The sequence below is a fragment of the Streptomyces sp. A18 genome (assembly GCF_059026065.1).
Map to the genome: position 1 here is coordinate 1 of NZ_JBWLKL010000054.1, position 18,863 is coordinate 18,863.

Here is an 18,863-nt window from a genome sequence, read left to right on the forward strand (position 1 = left end):
TGGGTCTGGGGCAGACCCGCACCACCAACCCGCCAACTACGGCGCCGATATACGTACACCGTTTGAGGAATCCAGCATTAGGCAGAACCACAGAATCACGTAGCCGACCCGTCGGTCTTCCCGCGGAACCGAGAAGTACCCCACGGCGAAAAGGAAGAACATGGCCGCGGCAGCCCGCGTCGGTGTTCGCCCTGTTCGGCTGCTCTCATCGACCGAGCGGCTTGGTGGAGCCGTGTGATCAGGAACGACGGCCGGTCAGTTCGGCGGTGTCGAGGACCATCAGGTCATCGCTCACGACGACCGCCCGCCGGTAGGTGCTGCGCGCGTCGCGGGCGAAACGGCTGTCGGGGACGGTGCCGTCGCCGGGGTAGATGTGGTTGAGCACCAGGGATTTGACCCCGCTGCGGTGTGCGACCGTACCGACGCCCGGCTTGATCCGTCCGGTGGTGGGCGAGGTCCAGTCACGGGAGGGGGTGTGGGCGTTGGTGAACTGCTCCTGCATGGTCTGCTGGATAGGCTGGCCGGCGAACTGCGCCGTGGCGGCCTCGATGTCCATGGCCTCGTTGACCAATACGTCGGCGCCGTGCGCGAATTGCATCAGGTTGTCGTTGGGGGAGGTGTCCCCGCTGAAGACGATCGTCCTGTCGGCCGTTTCGAACCGGAAGGCGAAGGCCGGGAAGACCGGCGGATGGTCGACCAGGATCGCCGTCACCCTGACCAGGTCGTCCTCGTAGACCGGGACTGGACTCATCTCGGGCACCGGGTTCGAGAAGGTGGCGGCGGACGGCAGGCGTATCCCGTGCGGGACCATGAGCGCGTCGCCGCTGGTGCCGGTCAGGTCCATCGGCACCCCGTTCGACCGGCGGGTGGAGCGCAGCCGTTCGTTGATGTCGTAGGCGTTGGCGCTGACGGAAGCTTCGAAGAAGTCCACGATGCCCGGTGTGGGGAGTTCGGGGCGTACGAGTGGGGCGTGGGGGGTGGTGGGTAGTCCCGGAACGGGCGCGGTGCCTTCGTCGCTTCTGTCGGCGCGCCCCGGGCCATGAACCTGGACCTGTTGAGAGGGGAAGTTCCAGTTCGTCCAGTTCACGGAGAAGAAGGTGAAGGCGTCGGCGTAGTGGTCCGAGTGCAGGTGCGTGATGAACATGGCGCGTACGGCGCCGAAGTCGAGTCCTGACTCGTAAAACCGCACGGGAAGCCCGCTGCCGGCGTCGATGAGGTAGATCGCGCCGTTCACCACCAGGGCGGTCGAGGTGGCGGCGCGCCGGCCTGGTATGGGGCCGCCCTGGGTGCCAAGCATGACCAGGTGCGTTCCTCTGTCCGGCGGCGGACCGCTGGACATTGGGGCGGGCCTGGTGGGGGTCGCGGCACGGGCGGCGGCAGGTGTCGCCGTGCAGGCGCAGCCTGCGCCGAGACCGAGTGCGGCGCCGAGCACGCCGCGTCGGGTGGGGGATCCGGGAACGGGCATGGCGGAGGAGCCCTTCGTCGGGAGCTGGGGTCGCGGTCGGGTCGTCCGGTGCCATGCGGCACACAGGCCTGCCGTGCGGCACGGACGGCGGCGATGATCCCGGAAGCTATCGCAGCCTTATTACGCCCGTCAACGATGTGGAACGAACTGACGCTTAGTGGGGTGGGGTGCCGTGGCCGGGCCCGGCGCGATCGGAGCGTGTCCGACCGCGCCGCGCGGCAGGGTTCGGGACTGGTCAGGGCGTTGTGCGAAGTGCCAGGCGCTCGTCGGGGATGACGGCGACGCCAAGGATCTCGATCATGGCCTCGGGCTGCCACAGTGCGGTCGTGCCGATGCCGGCCATGGCGGGGTAGACCGGGCCGGCCAGCTCGCGCCACACCTCTCCGATCTCCTTGCCGTGCGCCTGGTAGTCCGGGATGTCGGTGAGGTAGAGCGTGATGCTCACCAGGTCATCCGGTATGCCGCCCGCGTCCGCGAGGGTCGCGAGGACATTGCCGAACGCCTGCCGGAACTGCTCGACGATGCCGCCGGGCACGATCTTCATGTCCTTGTCGAGGGCCGTCTGTCCGCCCAGGTGGAGTGTGTTGCCGCTGAGCGTTCCGTGCGAGTAACCCCTGGGCTTGGGCAGGGAGGCGGGGTTGACTGGGAGGTGGGCCGAAGTGGTTGTCATGAGGGCTCCTGCGGTACGGGTGCTGGCTGATCGCCACCGTAGCAGCTATTGACAACATGGTGACGGTCGTAGGAGAAATGAAATGTGCCTGCGGATCGCGGCACAGGAAGAGAGGGAACGTCCATGCGCCTCGGGACCGTCGCTCACGCGGCCGGCACGACCGCCGCGGTACTCCAGGGGGACGTCTGGCGGGCGCTCCCCGCCACCGATCTGTCCGCCTTGCTGGCGGTCATGTCACCGGCGCGGGCCGCCGCTCTGGCCGGCGAGGTGCTCGACGGGGCCCTCCCAGTACAGCCGCTGCCCGCACCCGGCAAGGTGATCTGCTGCGGCCTGAACTACGCCGACCACATCACGGAGACAGGACGTGAGCTACCGGAGTACCCCACGCTCTTCGCCAAGTACGCCGACACCCTCACCGGCCCGGACGCCGACCTGGTCCTGCCGCAAGGGCTCCAGGTCGACTGGGAGGCCGAACTTGCCGTCGTGGTGGGCGCGCAGCTGCGGCACGCCGACCGGAAGGCCGCGCTGGAGGGGATCGCGGGCTACACCGTGGCGAACGACATCTCGGTGCGCGACTGGCAGTACCGGACGCTCCAGTGGTTCCAGGGCAAGGCATGGGACGCGACCACGCCCGTCGGCCCTGTGGTCGTCACACCGGACGAACTCGACCCTGCCGCCGGCCTGGATGTGATCTGCCGGATCAACGGCCGGGAGGTCCAGCGCGACACCACCAGGACGCTCGTCTTCGATGCCGCCGACCTGCTCGCCTACATATCGGCCTTCACCCTGCTCCGCCCGGGCGACCTCGTGCTGACCGGTACCCCCGGCGGTATCGGCGCGGCCCGGAAGCCCCCGCGCTTCCTCGCCGACGGAGACGTGGTCGAGACCGAGATCTCCGGCATCGGCACCCTACGCAACACCCTGCGGTTCGAAAGCTGACCAGTACACCCCCCCCCCACGCCCCCCAGACCTCTCCACCCACAACGAGGAGCAGTTTCATGGACCCCACCCCCGGCCCCTCCGGGCCGTACGGCTCGTACGCCATCGAGGGCGACAACTCGACGTACGCCACGGCGAGCGGCCTGGTGGTCCCGGTCGTCACCCGTGGCGGTGCGGAGCCCGGAAGCACCGGCCAGTCCGACGGCGCCACCCGGATATCCGGGGTCAGCGCCCAGCACACCCCGGCCACCAAGATCTGGTTCGGCAAGGTGAGCAACGACGCGGGCTACCGCTCGGTCCCCCATCACCACGGCGAGGCCGAGACCGGTGGATACGTGCTCTCCGGCCGTGCGCGAATCTACTTCGGGAAGAAATTTGAGGACTACATCGACATGTCGGAAGGGGATTGGGTCTTCGTCCCGCCGTTCATGCCGCACGTCGAGTGCAACCTCGACCGCAACAGGCCCCTCACCTGGATGACCACCCGCACCCCGGAGAACATCGTGGTCAATCTCCCCCAGGTCCCGGACGCCGAACTCCTCGACTGGCTGGACCGCTCCTGATGACCGACATCACCTCGGAGATCTTCAGCGCCGCAGTCACCCTGACCCCCGCCGAGCCCGAGCACCACGACCTCGCGTTCACCGCGGAGACCCAGCCCTGCCCCTGGCCCAAGGCCTACGGGGGTGACCTCGTGGCCCAGGCGGCCGCCGCCGCCATGCGATCCGTCACCGACGGCAAACAACTGCACTCCATGCACTCCTACTTCATGCGCCCCGCCGAGATCGGCGAGACGGTGCGCTACGAGGTGGAGCTGCTGCGCGACGGACGCGGTTACGCGACCCGTCAGGTCCGCGGATACCAGCGGGGCAAGCCGCTGTACGTGTGCCTGGCCAACTTCGCCGCCGGTGAGCCCGGAGCGAGCTACGCCGAAGGGCCGCCCGACCGCCTGACCGCGGCGGACGTACCAGGACCCGATGAACTGGAGAGCTCCGCCGACTACCTTGCGGGCCGCGCCGGCGGGACGATGACCGCGGGGTCCAAGGAGTACTGGTCCGCCGGACGCGGCTTCGATATGCGGCATGTGCCAGGACCCTTGTACCTGGCCGTCGAAGGTGAGCAGGTTCCCCACCAGGCCGTCTGGCTCAAGCCTTTCGACGCCCTGCGACCCGTCGAGGGGCTCACCGACCTCCAGCGGGACACCGCCGCACTCACATACGTCTGCGACTACACGATCCTGGAACCCGTACTGCGCGCCCTCGGTCTGCCCTGGGCGCGGGAAGGCCTGGTCACGGCCAGCCTCGACCACGCGATGTGGTTCCATCGGGCACCACAGCCGCGCGCTGCGGACGGCTGGCTGCTCTACGTCCAGCAGGCCGTGGCCGCCGAAGCCGGGCGCGGCCTCGCCACCGGCCGCTTCTTCACCCCCGACGGCACGCACCTGGCCACCGTCGTCCAGGAGGGAATGATCCGCGCCTCCCAGGGAGGGCACCGATGAGTCTGTCGCCCAGCGGGCACGCCGACACCTTCGCCCGCGACCACCTGCCCCCCACAGACCGGTGGCCAGTGCTGGAGTTCACGACCGACCAGCTCCAGTACCCGGAGCGGCTCAACGCCGCCACCGAGCTGCTCGACCGTCCCATGTCCGTCCACGGCCCCGACCGGCCCGCCCTGCGCACACCCGACGGCGAGACCTGGACCTACGGCGAGCTCCGGCAGCGCGCCCACCAGGTCGCCCAGGTGCTCACCGAGGACCTCGGCCTGGTGCCCGGCAACCGGGTGCTGCTGCGTTCCCCGAACACCCCGTGGACGGTGGCCGCCTGGCTGGGCGTGCTCAAGGCGGGTGGCATCGCCGTCACCACCATGTCCGCCCTGCGCGCCCGGGAGCTGGCGCCGATCGTGGAAAAGACCAGGCCGGCCTTCGCGCTGGTCGACCACCGCTTCCTCGACGACGTCTTCACCGTCCGGGACACGGTCGCCCCCGACCTGGTGGTGATGGCATACGGCGGGAAGACCGCCGACGACCTGAGCCGGCGGGCCGCCTCCAAGTCGGGTCACTTCCAAGCCGCCGACACCGCCGCCGATGACGTCGCGCTGTTCGGCCCGACCTCTGGCACCACCGGCGTCCCGAAGATCACCGTCCACTTCCACCGCGACATCCTCTCGATCGACGGCACCTTCGGACAGCACACACTCCAGCTGCGCCCCGATGACGTGGTCGCCTGCACCGCGCCCCTGGCCTTCACCTTCGGCCTCGGCATGCTGGTCGTCCTCACCCTGCGGGCAGGAGCCTGCGCGCTGCTGACGGAGGCGGCCGCCCCCGCCGAGCTGGCCCGGCTCGTCGCGGATCACGGTGTGACCGTGCTGGCCACCGCGCCGACCGCCTACAAGCAGATCCTCAAGACCGGGCAGGGCAAACTGCTCGCCGGACTGCGCTGCGCGGTCAGCGCCGGAGAGCACATCCCGCAGGGCCTGTGGCAGCAACTGCGCGACGAGCTTGGCCTGCGCGTCGTCGACGGGATCGGCGCCACCGAGATGCTGCACATCTTCATCTCGGCAGCCGGTGACGACATCCGCCCGGGTGCGACCGGCAAACCGGTCCCGGGCTATCGCGCCACCGTCCTCGGCCTGGACGGCGAGGAGCTAGGTCCGGGCGCCGAGGGACGGCTGGCGGTGATCGGGCCTGTCGGCTGCCGCTACCTGGACGACGACCGGCAGGCCCACTACGTCGTGAACGGCTGGAACGTCACCGGAGACACCTTCTCGCGCGACGAGGACGGCTACTTCTGGTATCAGGCACGCAACGACAACATGATCGTGTCGTCGGGCTACAACATCGCCGGCCCCGAGGTCGAGGCCGCGATCGACACCCACCCGGACGTCGTCGAATCCGCGGTCGTCGCCCGGCCCGACCCCGACCGCGGCGTCGTCGTGTGCGCTTTCGTCGTGCTCCGCGAGGACGTGATCGGGGACGCGGCGAAGGCCAAGGACATACAGGACTACGTCAAACAGCAGATCGCGCCGTACAAGTACCCGCGCGACGTGCGCTTCACCGACTCACTGCCGCGCAACCCCAGCGGCAAGCTCCAGCATTTCAAGCTCCGCCGGATCGTGAAGGAAACAGCATGAAGATCGCAGTCGTCGGCGGCGGCCCCGGAGGTCTGTACTTCGCCTCCCTGATGAAGCAGATCGACCCCGCCCACCAGGTCACCGTCTGGGAACGCAACGCACCCGACGACACCTTCGGATTCGGCGTCGTCTTCTCCGACGAGACGCTCAGCAGCATCGACAACGCCGACGAGACCGTCCATGCCGCAATGGAGAGCCGGTTCGCCCGCTGGACCGACATCGACATCGAGTTCGGCGGCCACCGCTTCACCGTCGGCGGGCAGGGCTTCGCGGCGATGAGCCGGAAGGAGCTTCTGCAGCTCCTGCAGCGGCGGGCGGCCGAGCTCGACGTCACGGTGCACTACCGCACCCAGGCGCCCGACGTGGACGAGCTGCGGGTCTCCCACGACCTGGTCCTCGCCGCCGACGGCCTCAACTCCGCCGTCCGCACCAAGTACGCCGACGTCTTCCGGCCGTCGCTGGACCGCCGGAGCAACAAATACATCTGGCTCGGCACCGATCTCGTCTTCGAGGCGTTCCAGTTCTTCGTCAAGCAGACGGAGTGGGGCACCATGCAGATCCACGGCTACCCATACTCCGAGAACGGCTCGACCTTCATCGTCGAGATGCACGAGGACGTGTGGCGGCGCGCCGGATTCGACCAGACCGCCGACCAGGTGTTCCCGCCAGGCGCCTCCGACGAGTACGCCGTCGCGCGGCTCGCCGAGATCTTCAGCGAGGAGCTGCGGGGACACCAGGTCCTCACGAACAACTCCAAGTGGCTCAACTTCACCACCGTCCGCAACGAGCGCTGGTACGACGAGAACGTGGTCCTACTCGGCGACGCCGCCCACACGGCCCACTTCTCGATCGGCTCCGGCACCAAGCTCGCCATGGAGGACGCCCTCGCGCTGGCAGCCTGCCTGCACGAGCACCCCACCGTCGCGTCGGCATTGGACGCCTACCAGACGGAGCGCAAGCCGGTCGTCGAGTCGACCCAGCGTGCCGCGCAGGCGTCGCTGGAGTGGTTCGAGAACATCGGCATGTACGTCGGGCAGGACCCCGCCCAGTTCGCCTTCAACCTGCTGACCCGCTCGCGCCGGATCACCTTCGACAACCTGAAGGAACGCGACGCCGAGTTCGCCGCCATGATCGAGAGCGAGTTCGCCCGGAGCCAGCAGGCCCCCGGCACCGCGCCCGCGATGTTCCTGCCGGTCAGCATCGGCCCGCTGGAACTGAAGAACCGCGTCGTCGTCTCGCCGATGGACATGTATTCCTCACAGGACGGCGTCCCCGGCGACTTCCACCTCGTCCACCTGGGCTCCAAGGCCCTCGGTGGAGCGGGCCTGGTGATGAGTGAGATGGTCTGCGTATCGCCCGAGGCCCGGATCACCCCGGGCTGCCCCGGGCTGTGGACCGACGGGCAATGCGACGCCTGGCGCCGCGTCACCGACTTCGTGCACACACGCACCAGTGGGAAGATCGGCCTGCAGCTCGGTCACTCGGGCCGCAAGGGCTCCACGAAGCTCATGTGGGAGGGCATCGACGAGCCCCTGGACGAGGGCAACTGGGAGGTGATCGGCCCCTCCACCATCCCCTATGGAGCAGGCTGCCACGTGCCGCGCGAGGCCACGCGCGAGGACATGGACAAGGTGGTCGCCGACTTCGCCGCCGCCGCCGAACGCGGCGTACAGGCCGGCTTCGACCTCATCGAGGTGCACGCAGCCCACGGGTACCTGCTGTCGTCCTTCCTCTCGCCCGTCGCCAACCGGCGCAGCGACGCGTACGGAGGCAGTCCGGAGAACCGGCTGCGGTTCCCGCTGGAAGTCTTCGACGCGGTCCGGCGGACCGTCCCGGCGCGGATCCCCGTGACCGTCCGCATCTCGGCCACCGACTGGGTGCCGGACGGCAACACCGAGAACGACGCCGTGGACATCGCCCGCGCCTTCGTCGAGCACGGCGCCGCCGCGATCGACGTCTCCTCCGGACAGGTCACCAAGGACGAGAAGCCCGCCTACGGCCGCTCCTACCAGACGCCGTTCGCCGACATGATCCGCCACAAGGCCGCCGGGCCCACGGGCGTGAAGGTGATTGCGGTGGGCGCGATCTCCTCCTACGACGACATGAACTCCGTCCTGCTCGCCGGCCGGGCCGACCTGTGCGCCCTGGGCCGCACCCATCTGTACAACCCGCAGTGGACCCTGCAGGCCGCGGCCGAACAGGAGTACCGGGGCGCCGGCGCCGAGTGGCCCGTGCAGTGGAAGGCGGGCCGCCGCAAGCCGCCCACCACGCGCACCGACAAGATCCCGCCCCGGCTGTCACTGCTGAGGGAGGGCACCACGGGCTCCACGCACCTGAGGTGGACGCCGCGTTCGCGTCCGGCGTCCGCATGACCGGCTCGGCTCCCCTGCCTAACCTGACCGGCGTCCATCGCTCGCGTATCGAGTGGATCGACACCGATGCCGCAGGCATTTACCACAACAGCACGGTCGTGCGCTTCGTGGAGGCCGCGGAGGCCCGGCTCATGGACGATTTGGGCCTCTACGGCTACTTTCCGGCCGCACCGCGCGTCCGTTACGAGGTGAACTTCGAGTCGCCCCTGTTCTTCGGCCAGGAAACCCGCACCACGGTGGAACTCGCCGCCATCGGCACCTCGTCGATGACGTTCGTGTTCGAGGTCCGGGGTGAGGAGTTCCGGGGGCGCCCGAGCCGTAGGGCGGCGCATGGCCGCTACGTGACCGCCCACATCGATCACACCTCCCCCGGCGATGCCTCCGGTTCGCCCTGGCCGCCGGAGTGGATCACCGCACTTCAGGCGTGTATGCGAGCATCTGCCGAACATCGGCCATACTGAGTCGGGTGAGCAGTCCCCAGGAAACGCAGACCACCTCCGCCACGCATCTGTCCCGCACGCTGCTGGTGAGTTTCCTGGGCGCCGTCGTTCGCAAGATGGGCAGTTGGATGCCGATCGGGGCGACGGTGGAGCTCCTGGCACAGTCGGGCCTGGACGCCTCCAGCGTCCGCACGGCGGTGTTCCGGCTCAAGAAGCGAGGCTGGCTGGAGTCGGAGCCCCGCTCAGGCGTGCGCGGTTACGCGCTGACGCCCACCGCCTTGGCGGCCCTCGCAGCGGGGGACCAGGTCATCTGGCACGCCCGTCAGCCCGCCGATCTCAGCGACGGCTGGTGCCTCGTCAATTTCTCCGTGCCAGAGTCCGCCCGCGCGAAACGCCACCAGCTGACCGCCCATCTCACGTCGCTCGGCTTCGGCAACACCGGCTCGGCGGTGTGGATCGCGCCCGCCCGGATGCTGCAGGCGGCACAAAGGGTCATCGAGGAACTGGACCTGTCCAAGCAGTGCGCCGTCTTCGTCGGCCACTACGCCGCGGGCCAGGACCTGACGGCGCTGGTCGGCAACGGCTGGGACATCGACGAGATCGATCGGCGCTACAAGGAGTTCGTCGGCGCCTACGAGCCGGAGGCCGACCGCCTCGCGCAGGCCCCCTTCATCGACGGCAGACACGCCCTCACCACGTATCTCGCCGTGATCGACCACTGGCGCAAGCTGCCCTTCCGCGACCCCGGGCTCCCGCTTGAAGTGCTCACCGACACCTGGAGCGGTTCCGCCGCCGTCCAGCTCTTCGAACGTATGGTCACGATACTGGAAGGCCGGGCACTGGCCCACGCCGCGCCCTACTGGCCCACCCGGGCGCCGGCGGACGGGGCGGAGGCGACGCAGCACGGGTGACCCGCTCCCGTTCGCAGACGCTGTCCACGGAGTCGGTGAGCCTTTTTCATCTTGATCAGGTGGTGAGTTCGAGGGCGACGACGGCACGGACGACGGCGGTGATCCGGGTGGTGCTGCAGCGGAGTTCCTCAGGATGCGCCAGGATTTGAGGGTGGCCATGGCACGTTCGCCGAGGCTGCGGATCTTGGCATAATCGCGGTTGTGACGCCGACGCCAGCCGCGCAGATTCTTGCCCCGGAACGGGACGCGGACAGCAGGGCCTGCACCCTGATACGCCTTGTCCGCCCAGCACTTGATGTCGTCGGCGGTCAGGACGGCGGGGATGCCGTGAGCCCGGCCGCGGTCAGATCGTGCACGGCTCCGGGTAGTGCGTCCGAGGCCCAGATGTGCCTGTTTCTGAACCCCCGGAGCGTGGATGCTCGGTAGCCTTGAATCCGGCGGGCTCTGGGCCAAGGTCACCGTGGTGACCTTGAGAACGAGCAAGTTCGCGGCCACTCGGTTGCCTTCCGATGACGTTGACGCCGTCGCGGGTGCGGGAGAGCACGCGGTCGTAGGTGCGCTTGGGGTCATCCCATCCGCCCCCGCCGCCGTCCAGCGTGAGCGTCTTGGTGTTGGCGCGCTTGACCCGGTAGGTGCTCGTGAGGGGCATGTCCCGGCGGAAGTCGCGGACGCGGACGACGTCGCCCGGCCGGAAGTCTGCGCGGCACCACTCGCGGCTGCGGCCCTGCTCGATCGCGGCGAGGTCGGCAACGCCCTGCGCCTGCTTCGCCCTCTGCTCGGCACGCTCGGCCTCCTGGCGGGCCTCGATGCTGCGCCGGGTGGCGTTGTCGGCCCGCTCCTGGTCGCGCAGCGCGGACTTGTAGGAGTGGTGACCGGCCAGGAGGGGCTGTCCGCCGGAGAATCGGCCGTACATGCCCGATTGTCGGCGTACACCTGAACGTGGCCCTGGCAAGATTTTCGTGACGTCGGGTGGCGCTCCCGTGCGCCAGTGACGCTCCGTCACCGGTAGCGGCGGCGGAGCAGGGCCATGAGGATCACGCGATGGCGGCGCCTTCAAGATCTGCAGCAACCGGGCGCCCCCGCGGCCGGCCAGCAGCACCCCGGCCATCTCCACCAGATGCTGCAGCAGCGGACTGCGACGCTGATAGCGCACCGTCAGCCCATGGACCTGCTCGGCGAAGGTCCGCCGGCCGCAGCCCGGAGCGTCACAGAACAGCCGCCGCACCGACAGCCTGATCAGCACCGGGCGGCCACCGACAGCGACATCGGCCAAGGTGCGGGAATATCTGCTGTGCACCCGTGCGGAACCACGCCCGCAGCCCGGGCACGCCACCATCAACTCGCGGGTACGGCACGATCGCTGAACGCACCGCCCGACTGAACGGCACGCAGGCCGGTATCGATAATCTCGAACAGCAGCTGGCCGCGACGGGCCGTTTCGGGCGCTCGGCGCTCCGCGGTGACGAGCGTGCTGCGGTTGAGGCGGACCGCAAGGCACTACTTCGTACCCGTGAGGAGACCGGACAGGAGCTGGAGCAGATGAACACGCGGCTCCAGGAAGTTGCCGGGCAGGCCGGACCCGTCAGTGACGCGAAGCTGTGCTTACGGAAGCGGACATGCCTCAACAGGAGAAGGCGGCGCTGCTTCGGCGGGCCAAGGCCAAGGACAACGAGGCAGCCAAGCAGCTTCGGGCCGAGGCCATCAAGGCTCGCAGCACTGCTCGCGGCGCGGACCATCGAGTGTCCGGCCTCCAGAAGGAGGCGAGCGTGCGAACCCAGCGCGGGGGTCAGCACGTCGAAGCTGATGAGTCCGTAGCACCGTCATCTCCGACACCCGAGTCCTCGTACGCCAACCGAACCGCGATGGACTACACACAGCCCGGCCCACCGCCCGACAGCGCTCAGGACGCACCGCCCGTGTAGAAGGTGCCTGCAACTGCCTCAAGCTGTTGCAGAAGGCCGGAACGATCTCCAGATTCGGTCCCGCAGACGCTGACCAGGTTGGTGGAAATCGACACACAGGCGGGCAGTTGGCCTTGTCGCCGATGGCCGAAACCGAGCATGATCACTGTTGTGTAGAACGCCGCAGACCAGGCCGGCAGATCATGAGGTAGATAGCGCCACTGACAGCCCGTCCGGTTCTGGTAGAAGATCGCGTTCACGACCTCCCTCAGATCGCAGGCCCCGGGATCCCCCGTCGCCGACCGGCTCACCCGGTCCTGTTTCCAGCCCGTGATCACCGACTCGATCAACGCCCACTGCTCGACGACCTCGGGTTCCACCCCATGCATCAACTCGCCCTTGTCTTCGGCCGCCTTGAGCCAGCCCATGAGTTTCGCGAGTATCTGACCGGGCTGCTGGCGCCGCGGGAGCGGAACAAGACGCTCACCTGCCTGGCCGGGGCGGAGCCGGTGGCCGGTGCGGGGATGCCGGGGGTGCAGCGGCTGCAGTTCTTCCTGTCCGAGTCGCCCTGGGAGGCCGAACTTGTCAATGAGCGGCGGCTTGAGCTGCTGCGCGAGCAATCGGCGACGGCTCCACACGGCGGCGGGGTCATCGTGATCGACGACTCCGGGGACCGCAAGGACGGCACGGCCACCGCCAATGTGGGCCGGCAGTGGCTGGGCCGGCTGGGCAAGACGGACAACGGCATCGTCACGGTGACCACGGTCTGGACCGACGGCCGCGTGTACTACCCGCTGCACGCCACCCCCTACACCCCCGCCCACCACTTCGCCCGCGCCCGGCTGGACCCGGCTTTCCGTACGAAACCGCAACTGGCCGCCGCTCTCGCAGTCCGGGGGAAGGAAGCGGGTTTCGGCTGTCGTGCGGTGGTCGCCGACTGCGCCTACTCCGTCAGCGACACGTGGTCCCTCGCGCTGCGCGAGGCCGGCCTGGCCTACGTGGTCGCCCTCAAACGGCACCGCGGCACCTGGGCTCCGGCCGACCAGCCACACACCCCCATCGACGCGGCCCACGCCCTGACCTGGCAGGATGCCAAGCACCCTGGCGAGTGGACACCGGTGGAGCGTCACTTCCGCGACGGGCACACCGAAACCTGGTGGGCCGCCGATGCCCGCCTGAGCGGCTACGGCCCCCACTCACCCTGCCGCCTGGTCGTGGCCACCACCGACCCCGCAACCTTGCCGGAGAAGGCCACCTGGTACCTGGCCACCAACCTGCCCCACCCCGACGCACCCCAGGCCGCCACCAGTGCGCACCCGCCGGCCGAACTCGCCGAGATCGTCCGGCTTTACGGACTTCGGCCGTGGATCGAGCAGAGCTACAAGCAGATCAAGGACGAACTCGGCTGGGCCGACTTCCAGGTCCGCTCCGACCGCGCCATCCGCCGCCACCAGACCCTGGTCAACTGTGCGTTCTCCTTCTGCTGGGACCAGTGGTTCGCCCCACCCGGCCCCGTGGATGCCACCGCGCCGGACCCGTGCCCCGAAGAAAGGGCAGAGAGGGGGACCAGCCCCGTCCCACCAGCACCAACAGCCCTGCTGGCCCAGGGCCTTACGAGCCATCCGTTCCTGGCTCACCCCCGCCGCCACCATCAACCGATGGTGGCGAGCCTGGACGGACAAGGACCCACCCGCCGAACTCCAGGCCCTGATCGACGCCGTCACCACCGGACACGGCATTGACCTCTACCGCCGGATTTAACGAACTACCGCTACTGCTCGATTCCGCTTTGGCGGGGTAGGTGTATGGCAGCGGGGCTCGATTCGGGGTGCTCGGGGGCGAGTTGCTGTGCCGGTGTTGCTGTCGGCCCGTCCGGCTTCGGACGTGGCGGAGGAGGGGAAGGTCCGCAGGATGGCCGGGGCAAGGCATGCGCCGGCCGACTGGATTCTGCGGGCGAGGATCATCGTGCTGAGCTGGGACGGGCTGCGTGTTCCGGTGATCGCGGTCCGGCTGGGCTGTCACGAGAAGACGGTCCGCAAGTGGCTGCACCGGTTCAACACGCAGGGCCTGGACGGGCTCGGGGACCGGCCCGGGTGCGGGCGCAAGCGCCGGATCACCGAGGACGAACGCTCCCGGATCATCGCGCTGGTCAAGCTGACCCCGCCAGGCCGGCTGGAGATCCAGCCGTCCAATGAACTGTGGGCGGCCGACGTGCAGGGCCCGGAAGAGTGGACCCTGGACGCGCTGGCTGCCACCGCTCAGGCCGAGGGGATCCAGGTCGGCCGCTCCCAGGTTCGCCGGATCCTGCTGGCTGAGGGCGTGCGCTGGCGCCGTACCCGCACCTGGATCACCAGCCGGGACCCGGAGTTCTCCCCAAAAGGACGAGGATCGTGGAGCTCTACACCGACCCGCCGCCGGGCTCCACGGTGATCTGTGCGGACGAGCTCGGACCGGTCATCCCGCGCGCCTTCCCGCCCGCGCCCGGCTGGTCGCCCGACGGGCACCGGATCAAGAACGAGCTCGACTACAGCCGCGGCCCGGAGAAGACGTGGGTCTACGGCGGCCTGCGCGTGCGCGACGGCATCGAGATCACCATGACCGCCGCCTCCCGAAACAGCATCAACTACCAGCAGTTCCTGCGGAAGGTCGAGGACGCCAACCCGACCGGGGCGATCTGGATCGTGACCGACAACCTCTCCTCCCACAACAGTAAGTCCACCCGCGAGTGGCTGGAAGACCATCCCCGGATCCACCATGCCTTCATCCCGGTCGGGGCCTGCTGGCTGAACCTGCAGGAAGGCTGGTGGCGGCTGTTCCGCAAGGCCGCCCTGGCCGGCCGTTCCTTCTGCGGCCCCGACGACATCACCGAAGTGACCACCGTGGCCACCGCCCAGCTCAACGCCCGCGCCAAACCCTGGATCTGGGGCAGACCAGCCCCACCAACCCGTAGTCTCCGCCGCCGCTTTGAGTACCGCCTTTGAGGAATCGAGCAGTAGTACTCCAGCCGGACTTCGGTGTGTGGCCTGGTCGTGTGTCGCGAACGCTGAAGAAGACGGACAGTGGGCACGGCTACGTCACCCTGCGGGCGCCTCACGCTGAACTCTTTCGTGGTCACTCGACCTCGTACGGAACCGCTGCCGCCCTCACCATCTACCTGAGGAACTCGGCCCAGACTAGCCCGCCATCAGCTGCAACTTCATGCCCGAACCTGTCGGCTGTCCGAAGAGTATCCAGCACGACGAGCGTTCGCGGCTCGTCCAACGCTTCCGATACGGCGATCTCGACCCGCATACCCTCGGCTGTTGCGCACGTCTTCGGCTCCTTCCCGAGGACCTGCCTCAAACGGGCAGCCAGCGTTGAGGCACGGCTCTCCACGGTGCCCAAGGAATCCACCTCCCAGCAGGCCTTAACTCAGAGTGTTTCCAATTAATTAGATTCTGCCTGATGAATTAGCTTGTCGACGCACACCATCCAGCCCGCAAGGTTCATTACGGAGTCATTGCATGGGCCGCGCCGAGCCGCCTTCGTACCTCCGCGTCGCAGCGGACCTAAGAAAGCGAATCGCGGACGGCGAGTGGAACATGGGTGAGCGATTGCCCTCGCGCGCCAGGTTGGCGGACGAATACACCGTAGGACCGAATGTTCTGCAGAAGGCTCAGGAACTCCTCATCGCCGAGGAACTGCTGGAAGGTCGCTCCGGGTCCGGCACGTATGTCAGCCGCCCACGGATGCGAATCCAGGTGGCCCGGACCGAATACTCGGCTTCCAGCACCGATCCCCCGTTTCACATCGCATTGCGAGGAGTGGGTCGGCGCGACAGCTTCGAAGCCCAGTCCTCCGCGCGAGTTCCCGCACCAGAACACATCGCAGCCAGGCTTCGCATCACCTCGGGTGACGCCTGCGTACGCACGAACTACGAGTTCCTCGCGGATGGCCGGACGGTTCAACTCGCCACGAGCTGGGAGCCCATGGCCATCACCGGGCACACACCGGTCGCACTGCCCGAACTCGGGCCCTTGGCCGGCCGGGGCGTGGTGGAGCGGATGCGTCACATCGGTCTGGCCGTGACCACGGTGCGGGAGACCCCGCGCCCCGGACGAGCGACACAGGAGCTTGCGAACCTTCTGGGGATCAGCGTGGGCGAGTCCCTGCTCCGCATCGAGCGGACCCACTTCACAGCGGACGATCTCCCCGTCGAAACTGCCGACATCCTTGTGCCCGACTTGCGCTGTGAGGTCTCGTACGAGATGCGCGTCGCGCCTTGAAACAAGTCTCTCGCTCCGGCCCGGGCATCTTGGAGTCACCCAGTCCAGTGCATTCATGACCGGAGTGGGACACATGTTCGCTTCCAGGGAAGCCTCCTCTCTGACACACGGCACAGCGATCACCATTGGCATCGTCTGACTGCCAATTGCAGGCTCGTATCCAGCAGTTGGTCCGACGGAGGCCACGGTACGCGCTCCGGCCCTCTGGCCTCGCAATGTGACGCAATCCCTGCCCCCTGCTGTCTGGCTTGCCGCAATCTGACGCAATTCCGTGGTCGCCGCGTTGTGCTGTCGCCCAACCTCGTCAGCGTTCAGCCGCTCTTGCGACGCACCCCAGGAGGACTGTGTGGCCCTGCACTTGCTCTGCAAGGACCCGGAGAGCCCCAACAACGGAAGTCCCACGCTCTACTACGACGACGAGTCGAACACCTACCTCTTTCAGTCGTGGAAGGTTCTGGACGCCCGGCGTCTCACCCAGATCCAGGTCCCTGATCACGAGACCGTCATCGAGTTCCCGGCCCGCCTGCTACCCCTGATCCCCAGGCATCACATTCCCCTGGCCGCTCAGCAACCGGGCCGGCCCGTCGAAGCCTTCGGCTCGTAGGCAGCGTCCGCGGGTCCTGCCAGCTGGCTGGCAGGACCCGCAACCTACTCCGCACACTGGAAGCATGACGCAACCCTCAAATGCCCTCGAAGCGCAGCGCCGCCTGGGCCAGAAACTACGCGAACTCCGCGAAGTCGCAGGACTGAGTGGGCGAGAGCTCTCCGAACGCTCTCAGTGGTACGGCTCCAAAACGAGCCGCATCGAGAGCGGAGAGCAAAGACCCTCGGAGTCGGACATCCGGGCCTGGGCCACAGCCTGCGGCAGGCCGTACATCGCGGATGAGCTCCTCGCCACTCTCCGCACCCTCGAAGGCATGTACATCGAGTGGCCGCAGATGGAGCAGACCGGGCTGCGGGTGGCCCAGGAACAGGTTCTGCCGCTCTGGGAGAAGACCCGCAGATTCAAGGCGTACTCAAGCTCTCTGGTCCCTGGCCCCTTGCAAACCAGCGACTACACCCGGCAGATCCTCTCAACGCTTCGGGACCGCCGTTCCCTCCCGGACGATGTCGAGGCAGCACTCGAGGTCAGAGAGCGCAAGCAGACTCTGCTGACCACCGGCGACCGCACCTTCGCCGTTCTCCTTGAGGAAGCGGTGCTGCACTGCCGCGTCGGCACGCCCACCGTCATGTTCGACCAGCTAACCCGCCTCCTGCAGGTGGCGAATCTCCGCTCCGTCACCTTGGGAGTGATCCCCCGGGAGCAGGACCGACGGCCGATGTGGCCGACCGAGGATTTCTGGCTGTTCGACGACCGGCAAGCGAACGTCGAACTCGTCTCCGGCTACCTCACCATCACGCAGCACGATGAAGTCGCGGAGTACGCGGCGACTTTCTCAGCTCTTCACCACCAGGCCGTGTACGGGCCTCCGGCCGTCGAAAGGATCGCCCGAGCGCTCTCGCACTTTGCCCCGGATAACGCTTAAGCGCCAACGAATCGAATGCATCAGAATTACCCACTGGAATCGCGCCGCCCGCTCGACTCTCCTCTCTTTCCAACTCCTTGCCCCCAGTGACACATTCATGAATAAATACTCTCCGTAATGTCGCGAACGGAGGGGGGATCACAAGTGGCAACACCCGTGCGCCCACAGGTCGGTGTCCGTGTGGCGAACGCCCTGCAATCCCAGACACTGAATGTACTGGTGGGCATCGTCGGACTCGCCGTGCCCGTAGTGGGCTGGGTCAGCCAACAGGACGCGCTCCTGGAAGTGATGCTGGCGGTGGAGACCGCCATAGTGATCATGCTGGTCGTGAACCAGGACCGGATGCGACGTGTCAATCTTCAGCTACGTCGAGCCAACGACGCCGACATGGCGGACGCTCGCTACTTCAGTCTGATCCGCGCCGAGTTGGAACGCGACCTCCTGGCCGGGTTCGATGAAATCGCGGACGGCCACGTCCAGGTCTACGCATCGGACGTACCGCGCCTCTCTGTCACGCTCCTCGAGACGCTCATCGCTTCAGGGAGCGCCCCTCAGCGCGTGCTCGCCGCCGACCTCACCACCAGCCCCAACCTCCTCACCCAACGGCGGGAGTACCTCGCCGCCAACCGCCGACTCATCTCGAGCGGCGGCACTATCAAGCGCCTCTTCATCTGCAAGGCCGATGACCTCGCCGACGAGTTGTTCGCACGCCCACTGCTCGAACTCATCGACCATCACCGGTCGTTGGGTGTGCAGTGCGGCCTCGCGGTGCGCGATCGACTGCGGCCGGAACAAGCCGTCGACTACGTGGTCGTGGCCCAGGCCGCCGTCCTTGTGGAAGAAGAACAAGGGGACGCTGGTTACGCGCGCGGGCGCAGCTCCGTCTACTTCAAGAACACCGAACGCTGGTCCTCTCGTTTCAACGGCACATGGGGCCATGGGCCGCACAGCGCTGATCACTCTTTGGCAGAGTACGAACGGGCGGCGCGGACGATGATGCCGACGGGCGCCTGGGACGGGGACACAGCACGTTCCGCCCTCGACTTGCGGTGACCTCACGCAACAGGGCGAGAAACCGTCTGTCGTCCACATGAAAGTCCACGTTGTCGCCCGAACATCAATCTAATGCATTAGATTCTGGGTGGCCGGTGATCACCATCGGCCACCCAGCTGTGCTGCGCTCTTGAGGGACGTTGATCGCCCGCCACCGGCATGGCCGGACCGGGGGTCGACGAAGGGCAGCAC

The 18,863-nt window shown here is 67.8% G+C and carries 18 protein-coding genes and 2 pseudogenes; 15 read left to right on the forward strand and 5 right to left on the reverse strand.

Annotated features, from left to right (window positions below; genetic code table 11):
- Positions 1-238 precede the first annotated feature (238 nt).
- Complete coding sequence (locus AC5P1C_RS39690; protein WP_493870852.1) at positions 239-1,297, reverse strand: MBL fold metallo-hydrolase; 1,059 nt, start codon at positions 1,295-1,297, stop codon at positions 239-241.
- A gap of 403 nt (positions 1,298-1,700) precedes the next feature.
- A complete protein-coding gene (locus tag AC5P1C_RS39695) occupies positions 1,701-2,135 on the reverse strand; it encodes a RidA family protein (protein ID WP_493870853.1) in 435 nt (144 codons plus the stop codon).
- 123 nt (positions 2,136-2,258) lie between these two features.
- Here AC5P1C_RS39695 and AC5P1C_RS39700 point away from each other — a divergent pair, with 123 nt between their 5' ends.
- From AC5P1C_RS39700 to AC5P1C_RS39730, 7 genes are read left to right on the forward strand one after another with little or no spacing between them, the layout of a single operon-like run.
- Positions 2,259-3,074 (forward strand): fumarylacetoacetate hydrolase family protein, encoded by an 816-nt coding sequence (locus AC5P1C_RS39700; RefSeq protein WP_493870854.1) that lies wholly within the window; start codon positions 2,259-2,261, stop codon positions 3,072-3,074.
- Between the two features lie 59 nt (positions 3,075-3,133).
- Positions 3,134-3,637: a cupin domain-containing protein gene (locus AC5P1C_RS39705; RefSeq protein ID WP_493870855.1), complete on the forward strand. Its 504-nt coding sequence runs from the start codon at positions 3,134-3,136 to the stop codon at positions 3,635-3,637.
- Positions 3,637-4,572 carry an acyl-CoA thioesterase gene (locus AC5P1C_RS39710; protein WP_493870856.1) on the forward strand — a complete coding sequence of 312 codons (936 nt, stop codon included), beginning with the start codon at positions 3,637-3,639 and terminating at the stop codon, positions 4,570-4,572. The genes AC5P1C_RS39705 and AC5P1C_RS39710 overlap by 1 nt, the downstream gene beginning before the upstream one ends.
- On the forward strand, positions 4,569-6,203 hold the full coding sequence (locus tag AC5P1C_RS39715) for an AMP-binding protein (protein ID WP_493870857.1): 1,635 nt from the start codon (positions 4,569-4,571) through the stop codon (positions 6,201-6,203). Before AC5P1C_RS39710 ends, AC5P1C_RS39715 begins: the two co-directional genes overlap by 4 nt.
- Positions 6,200-8,575: a bifunctional salicylyl-CoA 5-hydroxylase/oxidoreductase gene (locus AC5P1C_RS39720; protein WP_493870858.1), complete on the forward strand. Its 2,376-nt coding sequence runs from the start codon at positions 6,200-6,202 to the stop codon at positions 8,573-8,575. The genes AC5P1C_RS39715 and AC5P1C_RS39720 overlap by 4 nt, the downstream gene beginning before the upstream one ends.
- Positions 8,542-9,036, forward strand: a complete 495-nt coding sequence (locus tag AC5P1C_RS39725) for an acyl-CoA thioesterase (RefSeq protein WP_493870859.1) — start codon at positions 8,542-8,544, stop codon at positions 9,034-9,036. Before AC5P1C_RS39720 ends, AC5P1C_RS39725 begins: the two co-directional genes overlap by 34 nt.
- Positions 9,037-9,041: 5 nt before the next feature.
- Positions 9,042-9,926, forward strand: coding sequence for a PaaX family transcriptional regulator (locus AC5P1C_RS39730; protein WP_493870860.1), 885 nt, complete (start codon positions 9,042-9,044; stop codon positions 9,924-9,926).
- Positions 9,927-9,981: 55 nt separating this feature from the next.
- Here AC5P1C_RS39730 and AC5P1C_RS39735 read toward each other — a convergent pair.
- Both AC5P1C_RS39735 and AC5P1C_RS39740 read right to left on the reverse strand, forming a co-directional pair.
- A pseudogene (locus AC5P1C_RS39735) lies at positions 9,982-10,318 on the reverse strand (transposase family protein); the annotation flags it as partial.
- Positions 10,270-11,262 carry a transposase family protein gene (locus tag AC5P1C_RS39740; protein ID WP_493870861.1) on the reverse strand — a complete coding sequence of 331 codons (993 nt, stop codon included), beginning with the start codon at positions 11,260-11,262 and terminating at the stop codon, positions 10,270-10,272. The gene AC5P1C_RS39740 and the pseudogene AC5P1C_RS39735, both read right to left, overlap by 49 nt.
- 280 nt (positions 11,263-11,542) lie before the next feature.
- On the opposite strand from AC5P1C_RS39740, the gene AC5P1C_RS39745 reads away from it, so the two are divergent.
- Positions 11,543-11,848: a hypothetical protein gene (locus tag AC5P1C_RS39745; protein ID WP_493870862.1), complete on the forward strand. Its 306-nt coding sequence runs from the start codon at positions 11,543-11,545 to the stop codon at positions 11,846-11,848.
- Positions 11,849-12,000: 152 nt separating this feature from the next.
- Here the strand turns inward: AC5P1C_RS39745 and AC5P1C_RS39750 are convergent.
- A pseudogene (locus AC5P1C_RS39750) lies at positions 12,001-12,216 on the reverse strand (transposase); the annotation flags it as partial.
- Between AC5P1C_RS39750 and AC5P1C_RS39755 the strand changes: the two are divergent.
- From AC5P1C_RS39755 to AC5P1C_RS39785, 7 genes are all read left to right on the forward strand, one after another.
- A complete protein-coding gene (locus AC5P1C_RS39755; protein WP_493870882.1) occupies positions 12,115-13,569 on the forward strand; it encodes an IS701 family transposase in 1,455 nt (484 codons plus the stop codon). The pseudogene AC5P1C_RS39750 and the gene AC5P1C_RS39755 overlap by 102 nt on opposite strands.
- A gap of 142 nt (positions 13,570-13,711) precedes the next feature.
- Positions 13,712-14,257, forward strand: coding sequence for a helix-turn-helix domain-containing protein (locus tag AC5P1C_RS39760; protein ID WP_493870863.1), 546 nt, complete (start codon positions 13,712-13,714; stop codon positions 14,255-14,257).
- A complete protein-coding gene (locus tag AC5P1C_RS39765; RefSeq protein ID WP_493870864.1) occupies positions 14,218-14,808 on the forward strand; it encodes a transposase in 591 nt (196 codons plus the stop codon). Before AC5P1C_RS39760 ends, AC5P1C_RS39765 begins: the two co-directional genes overlap by 40 nt.
- Before the next feature lie 522 nt (positions 14,809-15,330).
- Positions 15,331-16,092: a GntR family transcriptional regulator gene (locus AC5P1C_RS39770; RefSeq protein WP_493870865.1), complete on the forward strand. Its 762-nt coding sequence runs from the start codon at positions 15,331-15,333 to the stop codon at positions 16,090-16,092.
- Positions 16,093-16,438: 346 nt separating this feature from the next.
- Complete coding sequence (locus AC5P1C_RS39775) at positions 16,439-16,696, forward strand: hypothetical protein (RefSeq protein WP_493870866.1); 258 nt, start codon at positions 16,439-16,441, stop codon at positions 16,694-16,696.
- A gap of 64 nt (positions 16,697-16,760) precedes the next feature.
- Positions 16,761-17,618, forward strand: a complete 858-nt coding sequence (locus AC5P1C_RS39780; protein ID WP_493870867.1) for a helix-turn-helix domain-containing protein — start codon at positions 16,761-16,763, stop codon at positions 17,616-17,618.
- A 219-nt stretch (positions 17,619-17,837) separates the two neighbouring features.
- Positions 17,838-18,671, forward strand: a complete 834-nt coding sequence (locus AC5P1C_RS39785) for a hypothetical protein (RefSeq protein ID WP_493870868.1) — start codon at positions 17,838-17,840, stop codon at positions 18,669-18,671.
- Positions 18,672-18,863 lie beyond the last annotated feature (192 nt).

Bases quoted from the DNA above. Each gene is read 5' to 3' on its own strand.
- AC5P1C_RS39770 (WP_493870865.1), top strand. From the start codon at position 15,331: ATGGGCCGCGCCGAGCCGCCTTCGTACCTCCGCGTCGCAGCGGACCTA.
- AC5P1C_RS39690 (WP_493870852.1), bottom strand. From the start codon at position 1,297: ATGCTTGGCACCCAGGGCGGCCCCATACCAGGCCGGCGCGCCGCCACC.
- AC5P1C_RS39710 (WP_493870856.1), top strand. From the start codon at position 3,637: ATGACCGACATCACCTCGGAGATCTTCAGCGCCGCAGTCACCCTGACC.
- AC5P1C_RS39720 (WP_493870858.1), top strand. From the start codon at position 6,200: ATGAAGATCGCAGTCGTCGGCGGCGGCCCCGGAGGTCTGTACTTCGCC.
- AC5P1C_RS39715 (WP_493870857.1), top strand. From the start codon at position 4,569: ATGAGTCTGTCGCCCAGCGGGCACGCCGACACCTTCGCCCGCGACCAC.
- AC5P1C_RS39705 (WP_493870855.1), top strand. From the start codon at position 3,134: ATGGACCCCACCCCCGGCCCCTCCGGGCCGTACGGCTCGTACGCCATC.
- AC5P1C_RS39740 (WP_493870861.1), bottom strand. From the start codon at position 11,262: ATGGTGGCGTGCCCGGGCTGCGGGCGTGGTTCCGCACGGGTGCACAGC.
- AC5P1C_RS39700 (WP_493870854.1), top strand. From the start codon at position 2,259: ATGCGCCTCGGGACCGTCGCTCACGCGGCCGGCACGACCGCCGCGGTA.
- AC5P1C_RS39780 (WP_493870867.1), top strand. From the start codon at position 16,761: ATGACGCAACCCTCAAATGCCCTCGAAGCGCAGCGCCGCCTGGGCCAG.
- AC5P1C_RS39695 (WP_493870853.1), bottom strand. From the start codon at position 2,135: ATGACAACCACTTCGGCCCACCTCCCAGTCAACCCCGCCTCCCTGCCC.
- AC5P1C_RS39745 (WP_493870862.1), top strand. From the start codon at position 11,543: ATGCCTCAACAGGAGAAGGCGGCGCTGCTTCGGCGGGCCAAGGCCAAG.